Origin of the sequence: Neochlamydia sp. AcF65 (assembly GCF_018342435.1) — a bacterium.
In the GTDB taxonomy this organism is placed as follows: Bacteria; Chlamydiota; Chlamydiia; order Chlamydiales; family Parachlamydiaceae; genus Neochlamydia.
In genome coordinates, this window is record NZ_JAEMUE010000056.1 from 40,320 (window position 1) to 64,567 (window position 24,248).

Consider the following 24,248-nt stretch of genomic DNA (forward strand, 5'->3'; position numbering starts at 1 on the left):
TTACCCTTTTTAAGGACTTACATGCCCAGCTTAATAGAAACTCTAGCCGAACGTGGCTTTATTGAAGCTTGCACAAGTGATGAGCTGAAAGATATATTAGCACAGCCTACAAAAGTTTATTGTGGATTTGATCCTACTGCCGATAGCTTGCATTTGGGCCACCTGATCTGCATGATGGGGCTTGCCTGGTTTCAACGTTTTGGGCACACTCCTTTCGTTATATTAGGAGGGGCAACAGGCATGATTGGCGATCCTTCAGGTAAAATTTCTGAGCGGCAAATCTTAGATGAAGAGACATTACTAAAAAACCTTATTGGCATTCATAAAAATTTTGAAAAAATCCTTGAGGCGCATGGTCGTCCTAATGCAACGGTTTTTTTAAACAATTATGATTGGTTCAAAAATTTTTCGCTTGTAAGTTTCTTGCGCCAGGTTGGCAAGTATTTTAGAATGGGTCCTATGCTTTCTAAAGATTCTGTTAAAGGACGTATGACTTCCGAAGAAGGCATGAGCTTTACAGAATTTGCCTATCAAGTCTTGCAAGGCTATGATTTTCTTCATTTATTTCAGAATTATGGGGTAAAAGTTCAAATAGGTGGAAGTGACCAATGGGGCAATATTACAGCAGGAACAGAGCTCATTCGAAAGGCAGTTGGTCAATCCTCTTATGGTTTAACCTTTCCTCTATTAACCCGCAGTGATGGACAAAAATTTGGAAAATCTGAAAAGGGAGCTATATGGCTTTCAGCGGATAAGCTTTCTCCTTATGAGTTTTATCAATATTTAGTACGTGTTTCTGATGCCGATGTCATTAAAATGATGCGCATGCTGACCTTTATGGATATGGATGAAATCAGAAAATATCAAGAGCAAATGCAGCAACCCGATTACGTACCCAATACGGCTCAAAAACGCCTAGCTAAAGAAGTAACGCGTATCGTGCATGGAGAGGAAAACTTTAAAATAGCTTTAGGGGTTACCGAAGCAGCAGCTCCGGGAGCCAAAGCTAATTTGGATGCTCCAGCACTTGAATTAATGGCGCAAAATATGCCGTCCCGTATCCTTAAAAATAATACGGTCGTCAATGCTAAATTGCTTGAACTGATATGCCAAGTAGGACTCCTGCCTAGTAAAAGTGAAGCAAGACGCTTGGCTCGAAATGGAGGAATATATTTAAATAACAATAAAGTGGAAGATGAGCATTACATTATACGACCTGATGATTTAATAGCAAATCGCCTGCTGTTGTTAGCCGTTGGTAAAAAGAATAAGATATTAATAAGTATTGAAAATTAACATTTTTCTAGACTAATAGCCCTATTCCCAAAAATATAATTCCTAAAGTAAAGAATCTTCTTGAAACGAAAAGTTGATTGATTATCATAAGGTTTAAATATTTTTAGCTGCGTTCTACAATTTTTCCAAGAAAGCAAGGCTAGAAAAAATAAAAAAGCTTGCTAGTAATAAAGTAAATACAAAAAATTAGCCCATAAACTCATCGCATATTCAATTAAGGAGTTCTAAAATTATGACAACTATGACCAAGAAAAGTACTATGACAAAAAAGAAATTGATCAATTCGATTTCGCAAGACAAAGGGATTCATCCTAATGATGTACGCCATGTCATACAATCTTTTCTAGATAAAATGACTGAATGCCTCTCGGATGGGGATCGCCTTGAATTCCGTGATTTTGGTGTCTTTGAAGTGGTCGAACGGAAACAAAAAATTGGTCGTAATCCTAAAAAAGCTGAGGAACCTATCGTTATTCCTGCACGCAATGCCGTTAAGTTTACTCCCGGTAAGAAAATGCGTAAGCTAATTGAACGGCCTCGTTCTATCTAATCATCCAATCGTTTAAGGATATAGGATAAGGAATAGAGGATTGTACATCCTTAATTCCGTCCTTATCCACTTATTGTAAGCTTTTAGAATATAAATAGCTAAGCATCTGTTTTCCAGCTTCTTTGTCAGTGTATAAAAATCCTAAGACTTTCATTGCTTTATCTAGCAGATGAAATAATCTTTTGGAATATAGAGTTTATCTTTTTAGCTACCTTAAGAAGTTTTAGTGGCCAAATTGCGCTTTGCTATATTATACTCTACCTACAATTAAGCAAAGGCAGTCATTATCATGACCTTACCCAAATTATTAATCATTTCGGCAATTATTTTATTTAGCATCATTGGTGTGGCAGCTTTATTCAAAAATAAGCCTCCTCACTCAGACTTTATTAGTGAGCCCGTCTCTTCTCCTCCTCCCATTGAAATTGAGATAAATAGTGATTCTTTTTCCAGCTCTGCCCTTTCCTCTCTTTCTCAAACATCATCCTCTCCTCTTCCAGCCCCCTCTCTAAAAGCTAAGGATGGAGAATTTTCTGATAAAGATTCTAATGACCCGTTTAACTCTCCTGAAAAGGTATTAGAATTTAAAGCCCAGCTTCCTGAAGAAAACAGGGTGATGGAATTTTTTAATACCACTAGTCCAAAATTTCCTATTGTAGAGACCATCACTTATAAGAGCCGCGTCAATTGGCAAAAAGGCAGACCTGCTTGGCTATCAGATTATGCAAATCACTATAAAACCTCGCGTCATTTTATCGCTCGTAGTCTCAATGGAAAGCCTGATTATCTTAAGCAAGATGTAAATGAAGGTGCACGCTTCAACATTTTACACCCTCACAAAATGATTCATTTCCATCTTTTGATTGACTTATCGCGCTGCCAGATGTGGTTCTACTATTATGATATAAATACTAAGGAAAAAGTATTAGTGAAAACCTATAAAGTAGGATTAGGACGTTTGGATCCTTCCGCACGTTCCGGTTTATTGACTCCTCTCGGAATATATTCTTTAGGTTCGCGAGTAGCAGTCTATAGCCCTAAGATAATGGGAATCCATCAAGGCGCCAAAGTAGAAATGATACGCATATTTGGGACACGCTGGATTCCTTTTGAAAAAGAACTTCACGGAACAACAGCACCAGCTAAAGGCTTGGGCATCCATGGCATGCCATGGCTAGTAAAAAATGGCACACTGATGGAAGATACAAATAGTCTAAGTAAATATGAAAGCGATGGCTGTATCCGTATGGCTGCTGAAGATATAGAAGAACTTTATTCTATCATTATTTCTCGTCCTACCACTCTTGAACTTACAAAGGATTTTTTTAAGGCCGAAAATAGCATTGAAACGATCATTGAGATTGCCAACAAGTAGTGTCAAATTAAGTTTCTTTTTTCTATACTTTGTTCGAATAAATTTGAAAAAAATCCTTTAACTAGGGAGCGACTGTTTGGACATTTTACCCCACGAAAGACAAATTCAAGAATATGTTAAAACTATAGAGCATCTTAAAAAGCAAAATAATGATAATCCAATCTTTAATACAGAAATTAAAAAACTTGAGCAGAAACTAGAAAAGCTTAAAGAAAAAATATATTCCGAGCTAACTCCCTGGCAGCGCGTTCAGATCTGCCGCCACCCTTCCCGCCCTCAATCTAGCGACTATATTAAAAATATTTGTCAGAATTTTTATGAACTTTGTGGAGACCGCACCTACGGAGATGATCCCTCGATTATAGGGGGATTAGCTAAAATCGGCCCCATGAAATGTATGGTGATGGGCCAGGAAAAAGGCTGCGATACGGAAAGTAGAGTCCGCAGAAACTTTGGGATGTTAAACCCTGAGGGCTTTAGAAAAGCCTTAAGGCTTATGCAACTAGCTGAGAAATTTAACCTTCCTATCGTAACATTTTTAGATACACCTGGCGCTTATGCTGGCTTAGAGGCGGAGGAAAGAGGACAAGGATGGGCAATCGCTTTAAATATACGCACCATGGCACGTATAAATACGCCTATCATTGTCACTATCATAGGCGAAGGTTGTTCAGGAGGCGCATTAGGCATGGGAGTAGGCGACGTAGTAGGCATGATGGAACATGCTTATTATTCGGTAATTTCTCCAGAAGCGTGTGCTTCCATTTTATGGAAAGATGCCAAGAAAAATACAGAAGCTGCTAGCATTCTTAAATTGAATGCTGAAGATATGCTGCCTTTAAATATTATTGATGCCATCATCAATGAGCCTTTAGGAGGAGCGCATCACGATCCGCAAAAAGCTTATATGAATATGCAGCAATTCATTCTAGAGCAATGGCAAACACTTCGTCACATTCCCAAAGACATTTTGCTTGAACAGCGTTATCTTAAATTTCGCAAAATGGGCCAGTTCACTAGCCATGCTAACAGCTAAACTAGCCTCAACCTACACCTCTGATAAAAAGATAGAATCATAGGAAAGAAAGAGAATTATTTTTATGGGCTCATTATTTAACAATAAGAAAAGACTCCTTAATTTATAACCTTTAATCTCTTCTCGTTTTTCACTTTATATCGCATGTAGCCCTAATATAACAACTTGGATTTTAGGTTTAATATTAACATGATAAAAATTTTTAAAATTTCTTTTGATAAATATGTGCATGCTACCCTCATAGTATTTATTATATTAGCTATGTTATTACTCACGGTGGCCTCGCAATTAGAAATATTAGCTTTAGGAATAATCACTAAGAAAGGGCCAGACGTATTTGAGCTTTTTGCTCCCTTAAAAGAGGGTTCTTTGCAAAAAGTTGATAAAATAAGCGCGGTAGAGCTGCATCAACGCTTCGCTCAGCTAGATAGCAATCATAAAGGCTATATTACCTCTGCTGAGATCGACCATTTTATGGCTAAGCTTAAAAATAAAAATCTTCTGGAAGAAGCTACCCGCCGCATCAATCGTATATTGCCTATTAAAGAAAATCTATCTAGCCTTGCTTTATTTTTAGTATTTGTTGCTTTTTTTAAAGCCCTTACACTGTTTGCTCATCGCTTCTCGACACGAGTCTTAGCTATTCGGGTTAGTAGTAAATTGCGCCAGCAATATTTTGAACATATTCAAACTCTACCATTAAAATTTTACCATGATCATCATATTGGCAGCTTGTCCGCACGTGTAGTGAGTGATTCCTCAACCATCGCTGAAGCTATCAATGCTTGCCTTGTTAACTACCTTCAAACGCCTTTTACTGTATTAACTACCCTCTTTATGTGCTTTCTCACCTCCTGGAAACTATCTTTGATTATATTCATTGGCTTTCCTCTGATTGTATTTCCTATTATTTTTCTAGCCAAACGTGTTAAACGCATTTCAAGGCAAATCCAACAAAATCAAGAACGCTTTGCTTCCGTTATAATTGATTTTCTAGCTGGTATTCAAACTGTAAAGCTGTTTGGAATGGAGGAATTTTCCTTAAAAAAATACAAAGATCAAAATCAAAAAATGGCTGCACTTGAAAAAAAAAGTGCATGTTATGATCTTGCTTCTCGCCCAATTATCCATACCATCGGAATGTTTTTCTTAGCGACTGCTCTTATGTATGGTTTGTATGTGCTCCATATGAGCATACCTGAAGTGCTATTTTATTGTGGCTTGTTATATATATTTTATGAGCCCATTAAAAAATTTGCTGAAGAAAACAGCCATATTCAACGCGGAATCGCCGCTGCTGAACGGATGTGCGAAGTGCTAGAGCTAGTTCCCTGCATCCGGGATGTCGATGGGGCAGAAACGATGGCTACATTTGAAGATTCTATTGAATTTGACAATGTGTGGTTTCGCTATGATCAGGATTGGGTTTTAAAAGGATTAAGTTTCAAAGTAGAAAAAGGCACCACAGTAGCCATTGTAGGGCCTACCGGAGCAGGTAAATCTACTATTGTTCATCTTCTTCCTCGTTTGTATAACATTCAGCAAGGAACAATACGTATTAACAATAAGCCAATCACAACTTTTACTCAGAAATCCCTAAGAGAACAGATTGCTTTCGTTCCTCAAAAACCCTTTCTTTTCCTTGATACAGTAGCTGAAAATATTTCTTATGGAAAAAACTTATCTATCCAGCAAATTGAAAATGCCGCTAAAAAAGCTTACGCTGAAGAATTTATCCTTCAATTACCTAATGGGTATGACACAGAATTAGCTGAAACAGGAAAAAATTTATCAGGCGGCCAGCAACAACGCCTAGCTATAGCGCGGGCTTTAGCTAAAAATGCTCCTATCCTTATTATGGACGAGGCCACCTCCGCTTTAGATGCTATTAGTGAAATACATATTAAAAATGCAATTCATCAACTACGAGGGCAAGTCACTCAAATCATTATTGCTCATCGTCTCTCTACCATTGAAGACGCTGATAAGATTATCTATCTAGAAAAAGGAGAAAAACTAGCCGAAGGTACTAAAGAGGAATTGCTACAAAATTGCCCTGGCTTTAAAAAAATGTGGGAGCATATGTATCATGCCAACCAAACATCCTAAGGGGGAAATGAGAAAAAAGAAGGCAGTTGTTATTCATTCAGGGGGTATGGATTCTTCTATCTGTTTAGCGCTTGCCATACAAGAGCTTGGAAAAGACGCAGTGACTAGCCTCTCTTTTTGCTACGGCCAACGGCATGCTTCTGAAATTATACAAGCCGAAAAAATTTGCAAAGATTGGAATGTCGAGCATGCCACTCTTAACTTAAGCTGCTTAAGTCAAATTACCGCCAATGCGCTAATTAACCAAGCGATAGCCATCGAAAAAGATCCGCCAACTACTCCCAATACGTTAGTAGTAGGCCGAAATGGATTAATGGCACGCCTGGGAGCCATTTATGCGGATTATCTTGGAGCTTCCTCTATCTATTTAGGGGTGATCGGCGTGGAAGGTAACTATTCAGGCTATCGAGATTGTTCTCGAGAATATTTTGACCTTAAGCAGAAAATTTTGCGTATAGACCTAGCCAATCCGCACTTTAAAATTTTAACTCCTTTAGTATCTATGACTAAAAAGGAAACCTTGGAAATAGCTTATCGATTAGGTATTCTTGAATACCTCTTAAATACCACGATTACCTGCTATGAAGGGATTTCCAAAGCAGGCTGCCAACAATGTCCTGCTTGTAGGCTCCGTAATCAAGGCCTGCAAGAGTTTAAAGAAGCTAATCCGAGTGTTTTATTAAATGTTAAATCTTAAATCACAGCCAATTAAAAAATTTTAATGAAAGGAGGCTGCTTAACCTCAATCAGGGACTTTGTGCTTTACTTCAGCTTCACTCAACCATCTTCGTACACTTCGCTCGGCATAACCGCTGCCTAGTTTTTCAAGCAAAAGAGGTAAGCTAATAGGTTCTACCTCTTGGCTTAACTGCTGGAGTAGGGCCAGCTTTTTATCTTGAGTGTTTTTCATTGTCTTTAACTTTGCCCTGTTTTCGTAACTTAAAAGGATGTTAAATTAAATACGGCCATTTTTCAAGAAGTATGGCCGTATTAATTTAAATACGGCCATACTGACTTTTATTCGGCAGCATGCTTTTTGGATGGGGCAGCAAGCAGCTTGAGAAAATAGAAGGGAAAGCAAAAAAGGGCGAAATTTGCACTCTTTAATAGGATTATTGTTTACCTTGCTTATCAAATACCCTTATAATCCTCGTTAGCTTCTAGATGTTTTTAAATTAACAATCCTATTCTTCCTCTATTGGACACACCTATTTACCATGCTTTTAAATGACTCCAGCTAAGTTCAAAAAAAGCGCATTTTTAATTAAACTCTTAAAATCTGAAACTTCTCTTGATTAGGTTTAAACTTGTTAGATAGCCAAATTTTGCATAGGTTAAAGGATGTTTGGGGAGGTAATCTGCATGGGTAGGCTTTTTGGAACTTATTTTATTATTCCTCGCATTTATATATAGCTTTTATCTATTGTCCCCCTTAAAATCATAAAAAAAAAGGTTCAATTTTTTGAATAAATTTTATAAACTTTTAAATTTATTAAAATAATTAGTTTATAAATAAATAGGCGATAAAAATTTTGCCATCTATTTTGTAATCCTAAGTTTACAGAGATGCTCTCCTAAAATTTATTAATATTTATTTAAATTAAGAGAACAATTACCCTTAAAAAAGGGAGTAAACAATGAAAATTAATGAAGCTTACAGAGCTGTTTATAAAGCAAGAAACTATTGCGATCATAATCAAAAAAAAAGCTTAACTCAGCAAGAACGCAAGCTACTTTTAATATGTTGTGCTACCTTGCAAAACCCTACGAAAGGCACACTTACCCTTCAACAAAGCCATCAGCTTAAATATTTACTTAAACGTTTAGATGCTCTTCCTACTAAGCCTTGTGATACCATGCATCCTTTATGTAGGTGGTTTTACATCCTTTTAAAAAAGATTGCTAATCTGTGTCATCTGAGAATAAGTCTTAGTAGATTAGAAAACACACTGGAAGACACTTTTTATACCTATATGAAAATTGAACCCAATTTGTTAGAGAAGTTTATCCACATAAAAGCTGAATTAGACGCTAATGAAAATGAATTGCAAACTTATAAAATTTTAAAAAGCATCGAATCTTTTTGCTTACTATCTGCCTGTTTTTCCCCTATTAATAAGATATTTTTGCAAGGAGAACCCCCACATACAATACGCCGTTTGATCTATGATAAAACGGGCCTTAAGCTTGAAAAACAACCTCTCAATGCTAAGACAATTGAAGCCATCTCAAAGGCTCCCCAGATTCTTTATAAAAAATATTGTTATGCTCACCGGAAGGGAATAACTGATCTTTTCTTTAAAAAAGCATTTAACGAAAAAGATAAAAATTTTCAAACAAAATTGAACCGTCTTCATGCTTTTAAAGCGAAGAAAGAAAAAAAATTAAGGGGAAAAGAGGAGCTTATATGGAAAACATTTGAAAAGTTTATTAAAGAAGTGGAAATGTATACCACAAGCAATCGTAAGGAAAATAATTTTTACGTGGATTTTGCCAGCCGCGCAAAATTTAACGATTATTTAAGGAGAGAACAGTTTATAGGCAAAAAATATGGCAAGAATAATATAAAAAAGAAAATGACTTACGAAAAAATGATAAAATTGGAAAAATATTTAGCCGGCTTATTAAATATTTGGGAAGGGCAAGTAAACCCCAATATTCCTCTTAAACCTCTTTTAAACAGGCCTAATTTTAATCATATTAACTTCTTTAATCCGATTGCTAAACCTCTTAATTTTTTACCTATAATTGCTAATAATAAACCTACAGCAATTGCTCCCCCTCCCCAGGAAAAGATCCTGGTATCAAATAAGCTCAATGCCCTCTATCTAGAAATGCTAAAAGACCTCGATCACATTCATGATACCGGCAACCTAAGAGCTTATGATCATATCAAACAAACCATTCACGGATTCTTCAAGATCTACTCTAAACGCTTCCAGCTGTGGGATTATTATCTTAAACATTCTTCTTATGATTCTGGAACCTATATCTACGATCTAACAGGCGTCTACTTACATACCGAACAGTCTAAAGAGACCATAAAGTTTTTAATTAAAACTTCTGCAAAACTATTTTTCACCACTTATCAAAAAGCCAAGGCTAATGATCGTTTAAAGGAATTCTTCAACCAAGCATTTTCACCCTATAATTATTGCTTAGAAGCTCGCTATACATATCTGTGCGATAATTGGGTAGCCTCGGAATCACAAAGCGAATGCATAGGGAAAGAACCGCTGGCAGAAATAATGAAAATTAATCCACATCTCAGTAAGGAAAAAAATATTGAAAAGCTTGTTGAAATCTTTGAAGATTTACAAGCCAGGGAATATGCTAAAGATCATGGAATAAAGATAGATAAAGTTTGGAACAAGCCTGAAGGGCCTAAGCATCAAAAGATTTTCAAAGATAAAAAATTTAATCGTTATTACAACGTCCACAACTTCGAACAAGCTTTATTAAGAGGGATGAAAATAGTAGGACAAAAATGTGCTAATGGTATTTATACAGAAAAAGAAGTTAAAGAACTTATTCAGAAAATGGTAGACGCTGATATCATTGATTAATAAGAATTTTAATACGCTTACTTTCAGCTCTAAAAACGCCTCCTTACTTTTGTTTGGCTTTCTCTCCTTTCTCCTCATTTATCGCTAAGCGCAAAAACACACTTTTAAAGAAGAATGCTGCGCAAACCACTATTTTCCTTGTTGATTTGCCAGCCTGCCGCCTTTATCTTTCTATTAGAAACTCTTTTATTCCCATGGAAAGAACTTTGCAATGAAGGATTCCATTGTATATCAGGCCAGCCATAGAATTTACTAATCTTCTTATACAGCTCTTTACGAGGAATATGAAAATCATCGCAAAGGTTATAGATTCCTGCTAGCTTATTTTGCTTGGCATAAGCCATAGCGGAAACAATCTCATCAAGATAGATAAGATTAGTAAAATTATCCCCTGTACCTGCGCAAGCAGTGCCTAACAGACGTTTAACGCGCTCTACGATTGAACGTCCTGGCCCATAAATCTCTCCTAAACGGAATACACATATTTGGCGGTAGGAAGTAGTGGCTTGAAATAGTATTTCTTCGGTAGACAACAAAATTTTGCTATTTGTTTGAGTAGGTTGAGGTTTAGTCTCTTCATCTACCCATAACCCTCCTTGCTCACCATAAACCGAAGAGCTGCCTGTATAGATCACATGAGAGACATGCGTATTTTTAAGAGCCTTCACTAACTTCTCAGCTGTACATAGATAAGTTAACTTATAATCTGCAGGGCTATCAGGAGCTACAGCCAAGATAACAACATCTTGTTTTTCTAGCAATTTTTGCCAATCCCCATCCAAAATATAAACATGATCTATCCACTTTCTTAATTCCGACGCTTTTTTTAAGCAGCGTGTGGTTACGGTAATCTCATGTCCCTCCTTTTTCCATTTTATAGCTGCCGATCTTCCTACATAGCCACATCCTATGATACAAATCTTCATACATATACAAATGGTTAAAGGTAGCCAAGTTTTTCAAAGCAATTTTTTAATTCTGTATTTTCGGCTTTATCAAAAGCTCCTGAGCTAGCAAGCCATTTAATATAATCACGCGGTACATCTTTCAATGGAACCCCTTGATGCTTACCGAAAGGCATATGATGAAGTTCGCGAGGTTTATTGATTAATTTAAAGATGGTTTCCATATCTAAATCATCCGTCATTAAAGAGAAGACTTGATGCAAGACAATAACATCATCAAGGGCTCGGTGGGCTTTGTTTGCTTCTATTTGATAAATTTCTCTTAAAAATTGTAAAGTATGTTTAGGAAGATCGGGACGATAACGTCTTGCCCATTTTAAAGAATCTAGAAATGACCATGCGGGCATTTGAATTTGATGACGCCCAAACTCTTGACGAAGAAAATGAAGATCAAAAGCATCATTATTATGGGCAATCAAAACGACATCGCCTTCACAAAAGTCTATAAACTCTTGCCCCACCTGTGCAAAGCTGGCGCATTCGGCAACCATCTCATCCGTAATATTGTGAACTGCAGTAGCTTCAGCAGGAATAGGGCATCCTGGATTAATCAGCTTCTCAAAAGAAATATTATTTACAGGATCAAAAGCTGCAATCTCGATAATACGATCCCTATCAGCTTTAATACCTGTCGTTTCAGTGTCATAAAAAATAGCACGTCTTGGCATAATGAGGCAGTATCCTTTTAACGTTATTATTTTACCTTAAAATCTTTCTGTATTTTTCTTAACTACTTTCCATTTTGAAAAATTTAAAGATATTATATCAACTGATCATGGTAATTAGCTTAACATGTTTTAAGAGAAGGAAAATAGAGCCTTCGGCTCTTTTTAAAAAAATACCGAGCTTAGCACCACTTAAATAAAAAGATTAGAGCAGTTGAAGCTAAGAGTTTACTTCGGTTGAGAACAAGTACTTATATCCACCTTTAAATACTTTTATACATTTTTTATTTTCTTATTTTAGCAGCTTCCCCTTGTTTGACTACATCTATAAAGCGAGCTTTACCAGCGACCACAGCGGCGATTATAGGAAAGAATGTTTCTATCAAAAGAGGAATAGTATGAATATAATTACTAAGGATTTCCCCTGCTACCTTTTTATCGCTAGCCGGTAAGATGGTCCGGTAAAAAACGATTTTAGCTCGTTCATCTAAACCGAAACCAGGAACATCGATTTCTTTATTGAATAAATGTAAAACACGTGCAACTTCACTAATCGTTTGACCCTCAAGAGCGATAGGAATAGGAGCGAATAATTGAAGAAGTTCCTCATCATTTAATAAGCCGATAAAAAGAGGAAAAGCTTCATTTTGCACTTTAAAAAGAGTATATATTTGCTTGGTCTCTGGCTGATGTTTTACATCTACAGATTTATTAATTAGGTATTCGTAAAGACTATCAATAGTGAGGGGAATCATAAACTTTTAAAAACCTACATTGGGCGTAAAATTATTTGGTTGCTTTTCTCTAATAATCTCAGGATTATTAGTAGAAGGAACAACAGAGTATTCATCTTCTCTTGGCAAGCGATAACAAGCACAAAGAAAGCAAGTACAAATTAGATAGAACATTGAGAAAATAAAAATTTGTCTGTTTTGCATATCTCCCCTTCTTCAGGCATTTGTAAATTCAACAATACTATCCTATTCGCTAATATTTAGGAAATCGAAAGCCTTATTTTTTGCATTTTACCTCTGCCTTTTGTGTAAACCTCTTTCTCGGCAGTAAAATATAAACTTAATGGTTAGAGTAGGAGAAAATAAGTTTTCAATAACATCAAGACACAGTAAAGTAGTTGAAATTAAAAAAGTAAGTTTTTATTTCTTGTTTTTTGGTCTTTTTCCAAGGAAACAAATTAAGCTAAAGCTTGTGTGACTCATCATAAAATATTTTTGCTCTCTATCTTCTCTTTAAATGATAAAGGTAGACTTTCCTCCAATTCATTACTTTCAAATCCCCCTACATGGGTAACTCCATTAACAGATTCAGCTAAGATAATTTCTTTTCCTTTTATTTTTAAAAGATAAATGGCTGTTTTCGGGCTTAACGAGCGATAGTCGATTACTTTAATTAAACTGCTAGCGTTCAATTGATGAATTTTCCCTCTGAGCAGCTTTTTAACGATCCAGGAAGCTATTAAAACTACTGCCACAATTAATCCCAACGTGGTTAACATATTGACAAGCTCATGAAAAAATCGAGCTCCTTCATTATCGTCCATTTGTGGAGGAAATTCAATTTTTGAAGTAGGATGGGTAGAATGAGTAGGAGCTTGAAAACCTTCCGAGAGACCTTCTTCAAGGGCAGGAGAAAAGTGGGTGAGAGGTTTTTGATGATCAAGAGCTTGCTCACTATACCCTTGCTTACAAAGCATGTAGGTCATGCAAACAATGACAAAACAAAGAAAATTTTTTTTCATAAGATCTGATGGGTTAGAAATTAATAAGCGCAATTCTAGCATTTCAATATATTTTTGCGCATTTTCTTATTGCCTTTTGTGAGTTTTTTGATAAGCTCAGATCTTTAAAGAGCAAGTCAGGTATGCGATCCCCTTATCACCTTCAAAACAACAATAGCCTTGTATTTCAATTCATGGTTAGTGAATACCTAGCAGCTTGTCAAGCATTTAAAGGCTTTGAGATGGCAGTTCAGAACAACAACTATGAGGCCGCTAACATAGCACTCATTAGGCTACTAGGCTATCAGGATAAAAATCTTTTTCCCTCCTTTTTTGGCTATGCGGATAAAGGCCTACTCCAGCAGCTGCAAAGTAGTTGCCAAACTTTTAACCTTAATGATGAGGACAAAAAGCATCCCGCGCAAACATTAAATTTACATGCCCAAAAAGCTTATTCACTCTGCTATCAAGTTTGGAAAATTGTTGAAAACAAGCCTTTATCACCAGCCTCTCCCTTATCTGAACTGGTATCTCCCTTTATTCCAAAAATTCAAACTATTTTTAATAAGATAGGACGCTTAATTGCTAAATTATTCTTGCAATTTGAAGATGATGAAACCATACTGTTTTTTCTATTAGAGAATCATCAAATTGTGGATGAAGTCTACAAAGCACCGTTTGTGAAAAGAGTTTTTGCAAAAATGTTTCCACAAGGGTTAAAAACAGCAGAAAAATATATAATTAAACAGTACAGTAAGCGAGGCTATTATCATCTTCTGCCTCAAGTTTTAGAAGCTGCGAAAGAACTTCAACAAAAAAAATAAAATGGCGTCTTTAAAAAGTGAATATTTATCCCTAATAGCGCAAATGCAAAGCTACCTTATCCAAGAATTTCCTTCGAAGACATTCTTAGAAGTTAGCCGCTCTAGCTATATGGATTATCGCCTATTTGCAGCTTCTTGCTTACCTCAAACCATTAAAAAGGTATTACCGCCTCAATTTTCGGAAGCATCTAAGGTGGAAGATTCATCTGTAGTTGCAGCTCCTCTCTCTTCTACAGTAGTTACCCATGCTTCTACAGTAGTTACCCATGAAAAACATCCAAAAGATACGCTTGAAGTGTTATCTGCCAATAGTAAAAGCAACTTGGCAAGCGAGCAAGCTCTTTCTTCCTCCTCGCCAGACAGCGCAGGATTTGTGCCTAAAGCTATTAATTTGGAATTTTTAGCACCTGCTCTCCCCCCTTCAGATTTTTCAGATTTTCATAAAATTTTTGCCGAGCGCTTTCCCGAGCAAATGATTTTAACGGAGATTCCAAACGATGAAGCTGCGAAAAATGTTAGACAAATGTGGAAAAACGGCCCGCAAGCTTGTCTATTATTAGTTTTAAAAAACGCATCTTCCGAGCCTCGCCACGTCTTATTCTTAGCTAACCTACGTAAAGCTATTCAGATAGTTTATGGTGTTGCTGTAAAAATTATAGAGAAAAATTGCTTAGACTCCAGCCAAAAAACTTGTATAATTGAGCTTGCCCCTTTAGATATATATCTTCAAGAGCCTCACCGCAAAGTCGAGCTCTGGAATTCTATTTCTTTGCAACTTTCCAAGTAGGTTAGAATGTCGCAATATGCCTCGGTTATCCTCGATAGTGCCCTTGACAAGCCTTTGGAATATAGCATTCCCCCTGAGTTTACTTTGCACGCTAAACCAGGTGTACGTGTTGAAGTACCCTTACGCCGCCAATTTCAAAAAGGATATATCCTAAAGGTACAAAGCCAGGCCACTTTTCCTTCCGTAAAGCCCATAGCTAAAATTTTATCTGACGGAGAGCTTATCACTCCCCCTTTATTTGAACTTGCTTTATGGCTAGCCAAATATTATTGCACCCCTCTCCACCAAGTTTTCAAAATCTTGCTTCCTTCCAGTGTACGCAAGGATATCCAGCATAAGCAGCAATTTTATGTCCTACGTAAAAAAACGCGTGAGGAATTAAAAATTTATTGCGAAAAAATACGTAAAAGATTTCCCGCGCAAGCTGAAGTCATTGATATAATGCTTCAAGTAAAAAAAGGAATTTTACTCAGTGAACTGCTGGAAATATCAAAATGTTCTCGTAGCTCTATAGATACGCTTATTAATAAAAATTATTTACAGATGGATATTGTGCGGATTGATCGTTCGCCCCTTATCGATGAAGAATATTTTAAGACCAAAGCTAAACAGCTTAATGCAGAACAATCTCAAGCTTTTGAAAAAGTAAAGCACAGCCTTAGCAAAAATCAATTTGAAACCCACCTAATTTTCGGGGTCACAGGAAGTGGTAAAACTGAAATTTATTTACAGGCGATAGAGCAAGCTTTAATGCAGAACAAAGGAACAATCATGTTAGTTCCGGAAATCTCTTTAACAGCCCAAACTATCGAACGCTTTCGCAGCCGTTTTGATCACAAAATTGCCATTCTTCATCATCAATTAAGCCAAGGAGAACGCTTTGATGAATGGCACAAAATTCGCCGGGGCGAATCCTCTATTGTGATTGGAGCTCGCTCAGCCATCTTTAGTCCAGTTCCTAATTTAGGACTTATTATCGTAGATGAAGAACATGAGCAATCCTATAAGCAATCTGAGGAACAACCTTGCTACAATGCCCGCGATGTAGCGGTCATGCGAGGAAAAATGAGTAATAGCACAGTCATTCTGGGGAGTGCAACGCCAAGCTTAGAAAGCTACTATAATGCCTCGATTAGCAAATATACTTTAAGCAAACTTACCACACGGGCTGCTACAGCAAATATGCCTCGCATGCATATTGTTGACATGGCAAAAGAATTTGAAAAAGCTAAAGGATATACAAATTTTTCAGAAAAGCTCATCGGGGGAATAAAGCAGCGCTTTGAACAAGGCGAGCAAACCATCTTATTTCTTAACCGCCGTGGTTACCATACTACCCTACTCTGCCAACAATGCCGGCAAGCAGTCAAATGTGAACATTGCGATGTCACTATGACTTTTCATTTAGGTGACAACGCTTTAGCTTGCCATCTATGTGGCTATACACTCACCCCTCCTCCCAAGCAGTGCCCTAATTGCCATCATGATCACCCCATGAAATATAAAGGGGTTGGGACTGAACTGATTGAAAAAAATTTACATGCTTTATTCCCTGGCATTCGTACAGTACGCATGGATGCAGATACTACCAAGCATAAAGGTAGCCATCAGAAGCTTTTAAAAACTTTTAGCAGTGGCAAAGCGGACGTATTGATCGGCACCCAAATGATAGCTAAAGGTCTTCACTTTCCTTCCGTTACCCTTGTAGGAATATTAAATTGTGATTCTACCCTTAATCTCCCCGATTTTCGTGCTTCAGAGACAGTTTTCCAATTAATTACACAAGTTTCTGGGCGAGCAGGACGAGGTCAAATAGCAGGTGAAGTGATTCTACAAACAAGCTTACCCGATAATTCAACGATTAGTTTAGCGGCAGCTAACGATTATGAAAAATTTTTTGAAGAAGAACTAAATGCAAGGCAAGCTTTTAACTACCCTCCTTTTTCTAATCTAATTAAAATTACCTTTTCTGGCCCTGACCAAAAAAAGGCCTTTGATTATGCTCATTATACCCGCTCATGGCTTATGGATCATTCAAATGAAATTTGTAAATGGCATGAAATTATTCCTGCCGGATATGCGAAAGTTAAAGGACATTATCGTTATCAATTTCTTATTTGTTGCACGAATGTTTATGCTTTGAATCGGGTCTTAGAAAATTTCCGTCATACCCATCCCTCTCTGCAGGCAGTAAAAATGCGAGTAGATGTAAATCCTATCTCTACATTCTTTTAAAACCTTAGTAGCTATATTAAAAAAGTTTTTAGAAATAGCGTTCTTTAGAAGAAAAGAGCTAGGCATTCGGATGATAAAAAACATTCCCTTTAGGCTTGAGTTTTCCCACAACCTTCCACCTCTGCTAAGGCTTTTAACGTAATCTCATTTAAATCTTTTCTATAATGGAGATGATCAGCAAGTACTGTAATGTTGCGAAAAACTTTTTGTACTTGCTGCCTAGTGATACTATCGATTTCATATTGAATACCCGTACACTTATCGACAAATGAATCTTTCTCGATCTCAAATTCCTTATCTTGCAGAATCATGCGTATTAATAAATTTTTGGCCTTATTATTATCTTTAATGGCCTCATAGTCTATTAATGCCCGCTCAATTATTTGCTGGCGCTCTTGGCTAGGGCATTTATATCTATATTTTTGTAAAGCTATCAACTCTAGCAATATAGCTAGTAAATTAATTTGAATAACCGCCTCTAAATCTTGAATGCAGGCCTTAACTATTTCTTTTTTAGAATAGCTACCCTCCTGCTCGACACCAAAAATGTTGATATATCTTTCAAAAGACAGGACATATTTAATAGAATGTTTTATATATACTTCCAGGTTTTTTTCGTAAGCTGCTTCGCTTTTCTCTATAGAAGGTGAAGGGATCTCATTAAAATTAAAAATTTGATAGATTTCATCATTAGTCTCTTCCTGGAACTGCGTTTGATAAGCAAGGTTATAGTTTGTTTTTTTTAAATTTTTATGTTTTAAAAAATTCTCTCCTTCTTTTAATCGAATAGGAAGGCGGAAATTTAGCTCTAGCATTTGTTCTAGTGTAAAGATAGGATTAGCAAATAAAAATGAAGCATATTGCTGATGCTTGCACAGCTGTAGGGTAATTAATTCTAAGAGTTCTTTTTGCTCATTCTTATCTTCCGGTATGTTAGCCAGCAGTTTTAAATGCTGCTGCGGGTTTATAAGTCCATTCTTGTCTTCCAAAAATTCTATAAATTCAAAGCGATCTATATCAGCAAGCTTTTGAGGATCAAATTCATTTCGCGCGACATCGCGGAGAATAGGCATATATTTCTTAGTCTTATTGATTAAGTCTGGTAAAGCTTCTACAGCTACTGCAAAACCATAAGCTTCGGAAGGTAAAAAATCTTCGATCATTTTGAAATCATCACTCATAAAATCAAAAGCTGCTCTTAGTGATTGAGCTATCTGGGCACTCTTAATTTTTTGGAAATGCTCATGCCTTATCCTATCATATTTGCCTAAATGATCAAGTTGAGAAATTAGTAAACAAGGACTTTGAATCATTAAAAAACTCTGGATACAAAATCCCCATGCCTGCACGGTATGATTTTGCAACAGTTCAGAGCGGCAAAATGATAAGAAATTTAAAGAGGTAAGAAAAATAGTATAGGCCAAAGCGGCTACAGTTTCAGCTAAAGCTAAAAGGCTAGTTGCCACACTACAAGTAATTGATCCTAAAGCAATAAGATTTATGCTGCGAGACTCTAGATAAAAATTCATTAACTTTTGACTAAGTCGATGCGTCTTACTGCTTAAAGGAGTGAAATGAAGGCGGCTAATCGAGTAATGATCTTCTGCGGTGGCTACAGTAAATATATCCATAAAAATTTTACTCCCGGATAAAATAAGCCAGATAGCCTATTTTAAGTGGCTTATCCATTCGTATTGCCATCAAACGCCCCATTTTTTTATGTCAGGTAAATAGAAGTTTGCAGATTAAATGTTTATAATTAAGGCAGATAGAGCGATCTGATCCTAGTAAGTGCTTAGTCGCAATATAATAGAAAATAAATTAAAAAAGCAATCTTTAGTTTCAATTGAGGGAATAAATAAATAAGGCTTCGGCTTATTATTTAGCTTACCTAATCCTCTATCATTTTAAAGATAATTTTTACATGTATCAAATTTGGATTTAAATATATTCAATTAACCTTTATAGTTTTTATAACCTTATTTATTCCTGGAGAATTTTATTCATGCTACCTATGATCCCCAAAGACAAAAAACCATTAGCTCTTAAATCGTGTTGTTCCGATGCAGCAGCATGTTGTGCAACCCCTTCTTCCCCTGACAGCCTCTTAGCTAATGATAAATTTGATAATTTAGCCTCTCAGGAAGGAACTTTTCATTTTGACTACGATGGAAATAAAATTCATTTTATCAGCCTTGGATGTCCTCGTAATTTGGTCGATAGTGAAGTAATGCTAGGTATTTTGTTGAAAGCAGGCTATGAAGTTACCCAGGAATTATCCCAAGCAGATTATTTGGTCATCAATACTTGCGGCTTTTTGGAAGCTTCTCGTAAAGAATCCATGGATACAGTTAAGCATACCTTACAACAGCGCAAAAAAAGTGCCAAGCTAGTGGTCACAGGTTGCATGGTACAAACTCATCACGAGGAAATGGAAAAACAATTCCCAGGGATCGATTATCTTCTAGGATCAGGGGACGTACAAGGTATATTGCAAGCTGTCCAGGCTACTCAAAAAGGTAAACTTGTCTCCAAGGGACGCAGTTTTTTGGAGAATGGGGAGATTCCTCGCCAATTATCCACTCCTAAACATTACGCTTATCTTAAAATTGCGGAGGGCTGCCGAAAGCGTTGTGCTTATTGTGTCATTCCTACCATCAAAGGACCTCTCAAGAGTAAAAGCAAAGAGCAGATTTTAAAAGAGTTTAATTTTTTGCTTAATGAAGGGGTGCATGAGATTATTCTTATTGCCCAAGATCTTGGAGATTATGGCAAAGATATGGGTTCGAGAAATCAAGCAGCCTTAATCGACTTATTACAATCCATGCTAGCCATAGATAAAAAGTTCTGGCTACGTTTACTTTACCTTTATCCCGATGAAATCACCGATGAATTGATTGCTCTTATCAAAAGTGATGCTCGCATTTGCCCTTATTTAGACATGCCAATCCAGCATATCAATAATGTGGTGTTAAAATCTATGCACCGCGCAACTTCAAAAGAAGACATTATTAAAACGATTACCAAGCTGCGTAATGAAATCCCTCATATCGTCATCCGTACAAGCTTAATTGTAGGCTTTCCGGGAGAAACAGCAGACCAATTTGAAGAGCTAGCTCAGTTTATCCAAGATTATCCTCTCGATAATATTGGGATTTTCAAATATTCCCGCGAACCAGGATCTTACTCTTTTGATCTACCTAATCAGATAGAGGAAGAGGTAAAAGAAAGACGTTATCGTAAATTAATGAAAATTCAGCAAAAAGTACTAAAAAAAGCTAATAGCAAGTATGTGGGAAAAAAGTTGAAGGTCATCGTCGAAGGGTATCATCCCGAAACCAATTTGTTAATGGTGGGTCGCTTCTATGGTCAATGTCCTGAAATTGATGGCCAAATTATTATCAATGATAGCCGCAAAGTTAAAGCATTTGGAGAATTATATTTAGTTGAGATCACGGAAGTTGCCGGCTATGATCTAATAGGAAGCGTACTATAGGTATTTACAAGCTATTAAGCTATTAAGGCTAGCATTATAAATTTTAGCCGGTGTCAAGTACGATAAGACAGTCGATTAAAAAGAACTTAAAAGATAAAGATTAAGCAAGCATGATTAGGAAAAGCTTTAAACAATCCTAGGAAAAGTGATTAAGACTTTTCCTTATTCAGCTAAAGCTGGTCTGACCTATTATTATAGGTGTTAGAGCCGATAGCAAGAAAATAACCTTGCTATCGTTAAGCTAAAGGGAAATCTCTTAAGATTCTTTCAAAGCCTAAAGCTATGCATTCACTGCCAGATAAATACAAAATTGTAGCAAAAAACTATTTAAGCAAGCGAATGAATAAAGCTAAAGTGCAAGAGAAGAAAAAAGCGTTCAATAATTAACCCTTACAGCCTGCAAAGACACTTAAACCAGCTTATCTTACTCGCCTCTTTATCTTTAATTGGGTAATAGATATATTGCCTACTTGTCAGTCCCAAATGCACGAGTCCCTCTTTAAAGAAAAAGCCATGAAATAAAAAGCCAAGCTTTCTTTTTTTATAACTAAGCAATAAAAATATAAACTAACGTTGAAAAAATATGAATCCTACTCAAGATAACATAACAACCTCTTCTCTTCCAGCTTATCAGCATCACGAAGAGTTTAAAAATCGTTCGCGTAAGCTCGCTGAGCTAAGAAGCCTTGGAATCGATCCCTACCCTCATCATTATGCACCAACTCACTCAACTCAGGCTGTTATTGAACAATATCAGCATGCAAATATTGGACATAGTGAAGATGCCATGGCAGCTAAGACACCTTCTGTGCGTATAGCAGGAAGATTGGTACTTTTTCGTGCAATGGGAAAAAATGCCTTTGCCCATATTCAAGACGAAACTGGACGTCTGCAAGTCATGTTTAATCGAGACCTTACTGAATTGTCCGGCTATCATCCTGAACTAAGTGAAGATGGCGCTGAACATCTTTCTGCCTATAAACTTATTGAGAAAAAAATAGATTTGGGTGATATCCTCGGCATTGAAGGATTTCTTTTCCATACGAATAAAGGTGAATTGACTATCTTTGTCCATAAAGCAACTTTACTTTGTAAAACACTTTTACCCTTAGCTGATAAATATGCAGGGCTTGCCGACAAAGAGCTTCGCTATCGCAAACGGTGGCTGGATTTGATCAGCAACATGGAAGTGCAAGAAACCTTTCGCATACGCAGCAAGATTTTACGTTTTATTCGCAACTATCTTGAAAGTCATAAATTTATGGAAGTTGAAACCCCTGTATTGCAAAGTATATATGGTGGGGCAGAAGCGCGTCCCTTTACTACTACTTTAAATGCCCTAGAGCAGGAGATGTTTTTACGCATCTCATTGGAAATCCCTCTTAAGAAACTGATCATTGGGGGAATGGATCGTGTATTTGAAATAGGAAAGGTTTTCCGCAATGAAGGGATCGATCGCAATCACAACCCTGAATTTACTTTACTAGAAGCTTATGCGGCTTATTGGGACTATAAAGATATGATGAGCCTCGTTGAGAACCTATTTGAAAAGCTAGCTATAGAATTGCATGGAACAACAAAAGTTGTAGCTACTCTACCAGATTCAAAAGAACAGATAACCATTGATTTTAAAGCCCCCTGGCCAAGAATGAAAATGAAAGAAAGTCTTTCTCATTATGCCCACATAGATGTTGAAAAGCTCTCAGAGAAGGAAATGAGGAGCATGCTACTTGAGAGTGGACACGTAGATCCAAAAAAACTTGCTAATATGTCTAAAGGTTTACTTATCGCCGCGCTATTTGCTGTACATGTTGAACCTCATCTGATCCAGCCCCATCACATCATCGACCACCCTATTGAAACCACCCCCTTATGTAAATTACATCGTGAGGCTGCAGAACGGGCAAATGGTATGGTGGAACGTTTTGAAAGTTTTGTGCTGGGGCAAGAGATCTGCAATGCTTACAGCGAACTTAATGATCCAGAGTTACAAAGAAGCTTGCTTGAACAGCAGTCCCAGCGTCGTGAGGCTGGTGATGAAGAAGCTTCTCCTTTAGATGAAGAATTCATTGAAGCTATTTGCCAAGGAATGCCTCCTACAGGGGGTGTAGGCATTGGCATAGATCGGCTTGTTATGTTGATGACCCACTCTCATTCTATAAGAGATGTGTTATTTTTCCCTTGGATGAAACCACAAGAATAATTTCTTTGCTTTTTAGAAGTGAGCTACTTAATAGATTGTAGCCTCACTTCTCGTAATTCATTAGAATATTAATATTCCTCTAAATATTTGTTTACACTTCTGCCTACTAAACCTCTGCCTCCCTATTTGTAAGTAAAGGAAGAAGAAGTCCTACCTTCTAAACCGACCTCCCCTTGCCTATTCCCCTTAAAGCCAGCACAATGTTTGATTAAGAAAAGTAAAAATTTCCCTTCTTTAAGCCTCTGAAAATGCATGTTAATCAAGCAAATAATAAACTTTGCTATAATTTTAGAAAAATAAATATTTTCTTGACGAGACAGCGAAAACTCATTTAAAAGCTTAAATCAGTGGCGACCAAGCTACTCGCTTGTGGGACGCCAATTTCACCAGATAGCAAGCGGATAGTTACCACTAACAGCCAAGGCGTCCGCCTTTGGGATACCCAAACAGGTGAATGTCTAAAAAGCTTTGAAGGACCCTAAAGTATCTTCCAGACGTATTTCTCTCTAAGCAGCCAATGGATTGCAATCTCCACCACCCACAACGTTCAACTTTAGGATGCTAAAACCGGAGAATGCCTTCATATTTTGGACACCTAGGTAGAATTACCAAGGATATCCTTATCTCCCGATGAAAGACAATTATTGATCTGCCAATTATTTTTGCAGTACTGCATAATCTCATATGACTCGGATTGACAAATTGTTGGAGAGCTTGTTCATTTCCTCCAGGAAGCCTTTGTGCCATAGGTTCGTTAGATTTTCTTTATCCCTCTCTTATAATCCTGAGGGGTATAATTTGCAGCCGCGGATCCTTCCTGATCTTCCTAGGGTGGCTTTGAAAACATTGATCTATTCATTAAGTTGCTCTCGAATAAAGTTTAATTATCTTAGATCCCCCTATCCCTCCTTTATTAATAAACCTTATCTCTATGGGTGCCAGAAAGGCACTTAACAGATTAGTACTAAATGAGGCTCCTAGGTATGGGAAAATCTTTTAAAAGCAACTATTTGATTAAAAAATTTTAATGCAAGCGGCAAGGATACTGTTGAATAAATGAGCGTAAGTAAGTGGTTACAGGATATAGAGGTTCTTTAAATCACAGTAGATAGGGTTGGCCTAGTGCAAGTGGCATATAGGCCATCAAAGGATCATTCTTCTAACAACCGCAGAGCAAGCTGTTCTCCATTTTGGGTAAGATAAATTTCTTCATCCGAAATTTTTTTTATAAAATTTGCTTGTATAAGCAATTTGCAGATAGCTTTAACTCCTTTATGCGTAATTCCTGCTTTTTCCCCCACTTTATAGAAATTTAAAGGGGCCTCTTTATCATTTAGGCCTTCAAGAGCTTGATAGGCGCATATGATAAATCGTTCATCCGCTGTATGAGCTTTACGTGTCATGTA

19 protein-coding genes are annotated in these 24,248 nt (G+C 36.9%); 12 read left to right on the forward strand and 7 right to left on the reverse strand.

All coding sequences use genetic code 11. From position 1 onward, the window contains the following. The first annotated feature begins 21 nt into the window (after positions 1 to 21). The 6 genes from tyrS to queC all read left to right on the forward strand — a co-directional run bounded on the left by tyrS (position 22) and on the right by queC (position 7,063). Positions 22 to 1,296, forward strand: coding sequence for a tyrosine--tRNA ligase (gene tyrS, locus NEOC65_RS06865; RefSeq protein WP_166155738.1), 1,275 nt, complete (start codon positions 22 to 24; stop codon positions 1,294 to 1,296). A 232-nt stretch (positions 1,297 to 1,528) separates the two neighbouring features. Further along, complete coding sequence (locus NEOC65_RS06870) at positions 1,529 to 1,846, forward strand: HU family DNA-binding protein (RefSeq protein WP_197725083.1); 318 nt, start codon at positions 1,529 to 1,531, stop codon at positions 1,844 to 1,846. Between the two features lie 289 nt (positions 1,847 to 2,135). Continuing rightward, on the forward strand, positions 2,136 to 3,221 hold the full coding sequence (locus NEOC65_RS06875; protein ID WP_213156109.1) for a L,D-transpeptidase: 1,086 nt from the start codon (positions 2,136 to 2,138) through the stop codon (positions 3,219 to 3,221). 76 nt (positions 3,222 to 3,297) lie between these two features. After that, positions 3,298 to 4,257, forward strand: coding sequence for an acetyl-CoA carboxylase carboxyltransferase subunit alpha (locus tag NEOC65_RS06880; RefSeq protein WP_166155732.1), 960 nt, complete (start codon positions 3,298 to 3,300; stop codon positions 4,255 to 4,257). Between the two features lie 189 nt (positions 4,258 to 4,446). Beyond that, positions 4,447 to 6,366, forward strand: coding sequence for an ABC transporter transmembrane domain-containing protein (locus NEOC65_RS06885; RefSeq protein ID WP_166155729.1), 1,920 nt, complete (start codon positions 4,447 to 4,449; stop codon positions 6,364 to 6,366). A 7-nt stretch (positions 6,367 to 6,373) separates the two neighbouring features. Continuing rightward, entirely contained in the window at positions 6,374 to 7,063 is a 690-nt protein-coding gene (gene queC, locus NEOC65_RS06890) for a 7-cyano-7-deazaguanine synthase QueC (protein WP_166155726.1), read from the forward strand. 45 nt (positions 7,064 to 7,108) lie between these two features. Here queC and NEOC65_RS06895 read toward each other — a convergent pair whose 3' ends face one another. Continuing rightward, positions 7,109 to 7,276, reverse strand: coding sequence for a hypothetical protein (locus NEOC65_RS06895; protein WP_213156110.1), 168 nt, complete (start codon positions 7,274 to 7,276; stop codon positions 7,109 to 7,111). Positions 7,277 to 8,003: 727 nt separating this feature from the next. Here NEOC65_RS06895 and NEOC65_RS06900 point away from each other — a divergent pair. After that, on the forward strand, positions 8,004 to 9,932 hold the full coding sequence (locus tag NEOC65_RS06900; RefSeq protein ID WP_213156111.1) for a hypothetical protein: 1,929 nt from the start codon (positions 8,004 to 8,006) through the stop codon (positions 9,930 to 9,932). Between the two features lie 104 nt (positions 9,933 to 10,036). On the opposite strand, the gene NEOC65_RS06905 is transcribed toward NEOC65_RS06900, so the two are convergent. The 4 genes from NEOC65_RS06905 to NEOC65_RS06920 all read right to left on the reverse strand — a co-directional run bounded on the left by NEOC65_RS06905 (position 10,037) and on the right by NEOC65_RS06920 (position 13,318). After that, positions 10,037 to 10,858, reverse strand: coding sequence for an SDR family oxidoreductase (locus NEOC65_RS06905; protein WP_213156112.1), 822 nt, complete (start codon positions 10,856 to 10,858; stop codon positions 10,037 to 10,039). A 14-nt stretch (positions 10,859 to 10,872) separates the two neighbouring features. Further along, complete coding sequence (locus NEOC65_RS06910; protein WP_213152534.1) at positions 10,873 to 11,565, reverse strand: putative quorum-sensing-regulated virulence factor; 693 nt, start codon at positions 11,563 to 11,565, stop codon at positions 10,873 to 10,875. Positions 11,566 to 11,846: 281 nt separating this feature from the next. Further along, a complete protein-coding gene (locus NEOC65_RS06915; protein WP_213156113.1) occupies positions 11,847 to 12,317 on the reverse strand; it encodes a YbjN domain-containing protein in 471 nt (156 codons plus the stop codon). 461 nt (positions 12,318 to 12,778) lie between these two features. Beyond that, on the reverse strand, positions 12,779 to 13,318 hold the full coding sequence (locus tag NEOC65_RS06920) for a FliO/MopB family protein (RefSeq protein WP_166155702.1): 540 nt from the start codon (positions 13,316 to 13,318) through the stop codon (positions 12,779 to 12,781). Positions 13,319 to 13,440: 122 nt separating this feature from the next. On the opposite strand from NEOC65_RS06920, the gene NEOC65_RS06925 reads away from it, so the two are divergent. Genes NEOC65_RS06925 through priA form a run of 3 tightly spaced genes read left to right on the forward strand, consistent with a single transcriptional unit; the run spans position 13,441 to position 17,143 of the window. Then, positions 13,441 to 14,121, forward strand: coding sequence for a hypothetical protein (locus NEOC65_RS06925; protein ID WP_166155699.1), 681 nt, complete (start codon positions 13,441 to 13,443; stop codon positions 14,119 to 14,121). Position 14,122: 1 nt separating this feature from the next. Next, a complete protein-coding gene (locus tag NEOC65_RS06930) occupies positions 14,123 to 14,908 on the forward strand; it encodes a hypothetical protein (protein WP_213156114.1) in 786 nt (261 codons plus the stop codon). A gap of 6 nt (positions 14,909 to 14,914) precedes the next feature. Beyond that, a complete protein-coding gene (gene priA, locus NEOC65_RS06935) occupies positions 14,915 to 17,143 on the forward strand; it encodes a primosomal protein N' (RefSeq protein WP_213156115.1) in 2,229 nt (742 codons plus the stop codon). 89 nt (positions 17,144 to 17,232) lie between these two features. Here the strand turns inward: priA and NEOC65_RS06940 are convergent, their stop codons facing one another. Beyond that, the gene (locus NEOC65_RS06940; RefSeq protein WP_213156116.1) at positions 17,233 to 18,774 is read right to left on the reverse strand and encodes a hypothetical protein; all 1,542 of its coding nucleotides are present in this window, start codon (positions 18,772 to 18,774) and stop codon (positions 17,233 to 17,235) included. A gap of 374 nt (positions 18,775 to 19,148) precedes the next feature. Between NEOC65_RS06940 and rimO the strand changes: the two genes are divergently transcribed. Then, positions 19,149 to 20,639, forward strand: a complete 1,491-nt coding sequence (gene rimO / locus NEOC65_RS06945; protein WP_249299104.1) for a 30S ribosomal protein S12 methylthiotransferase RimO — start codon at positions 19,149 to 19,151, stop codon at positions 20,637 to 20,639. A gap of 583 nt (positions 20,640 to 21,222) precedes the next feature. Beyond that, positions 21,223 to 22,842 carry a lysine--tRNA ligase gene (lysS, locus tag NEOC65_RS06950; protein WP_213152528.1) on the forward strand — a complete coding sequence of 540 codons (1,620 nt, stop codon included), beginning with the start codon at positions 21,223 to 21,225 and terminating at the stop codon, positions 22,840 to 22,842. Positions 22,843 to 23,993: 1,151 nt separating this feature from the next. Here the strand turns inward: lysS and NEOC65_RS06955 are convergent. After that, a complete protein-coding gene (locus tag NEOC65_RS06955) occupies positions 23,994 to 24,245 on the reverse strand; it encodes a hypothetical protein (RefSeq protein WP_166155684.1) in 252 nt (83 codons plus the stop codon). Positions 24,246 to 24,248 lie beyond the last annotated feature (3 nt).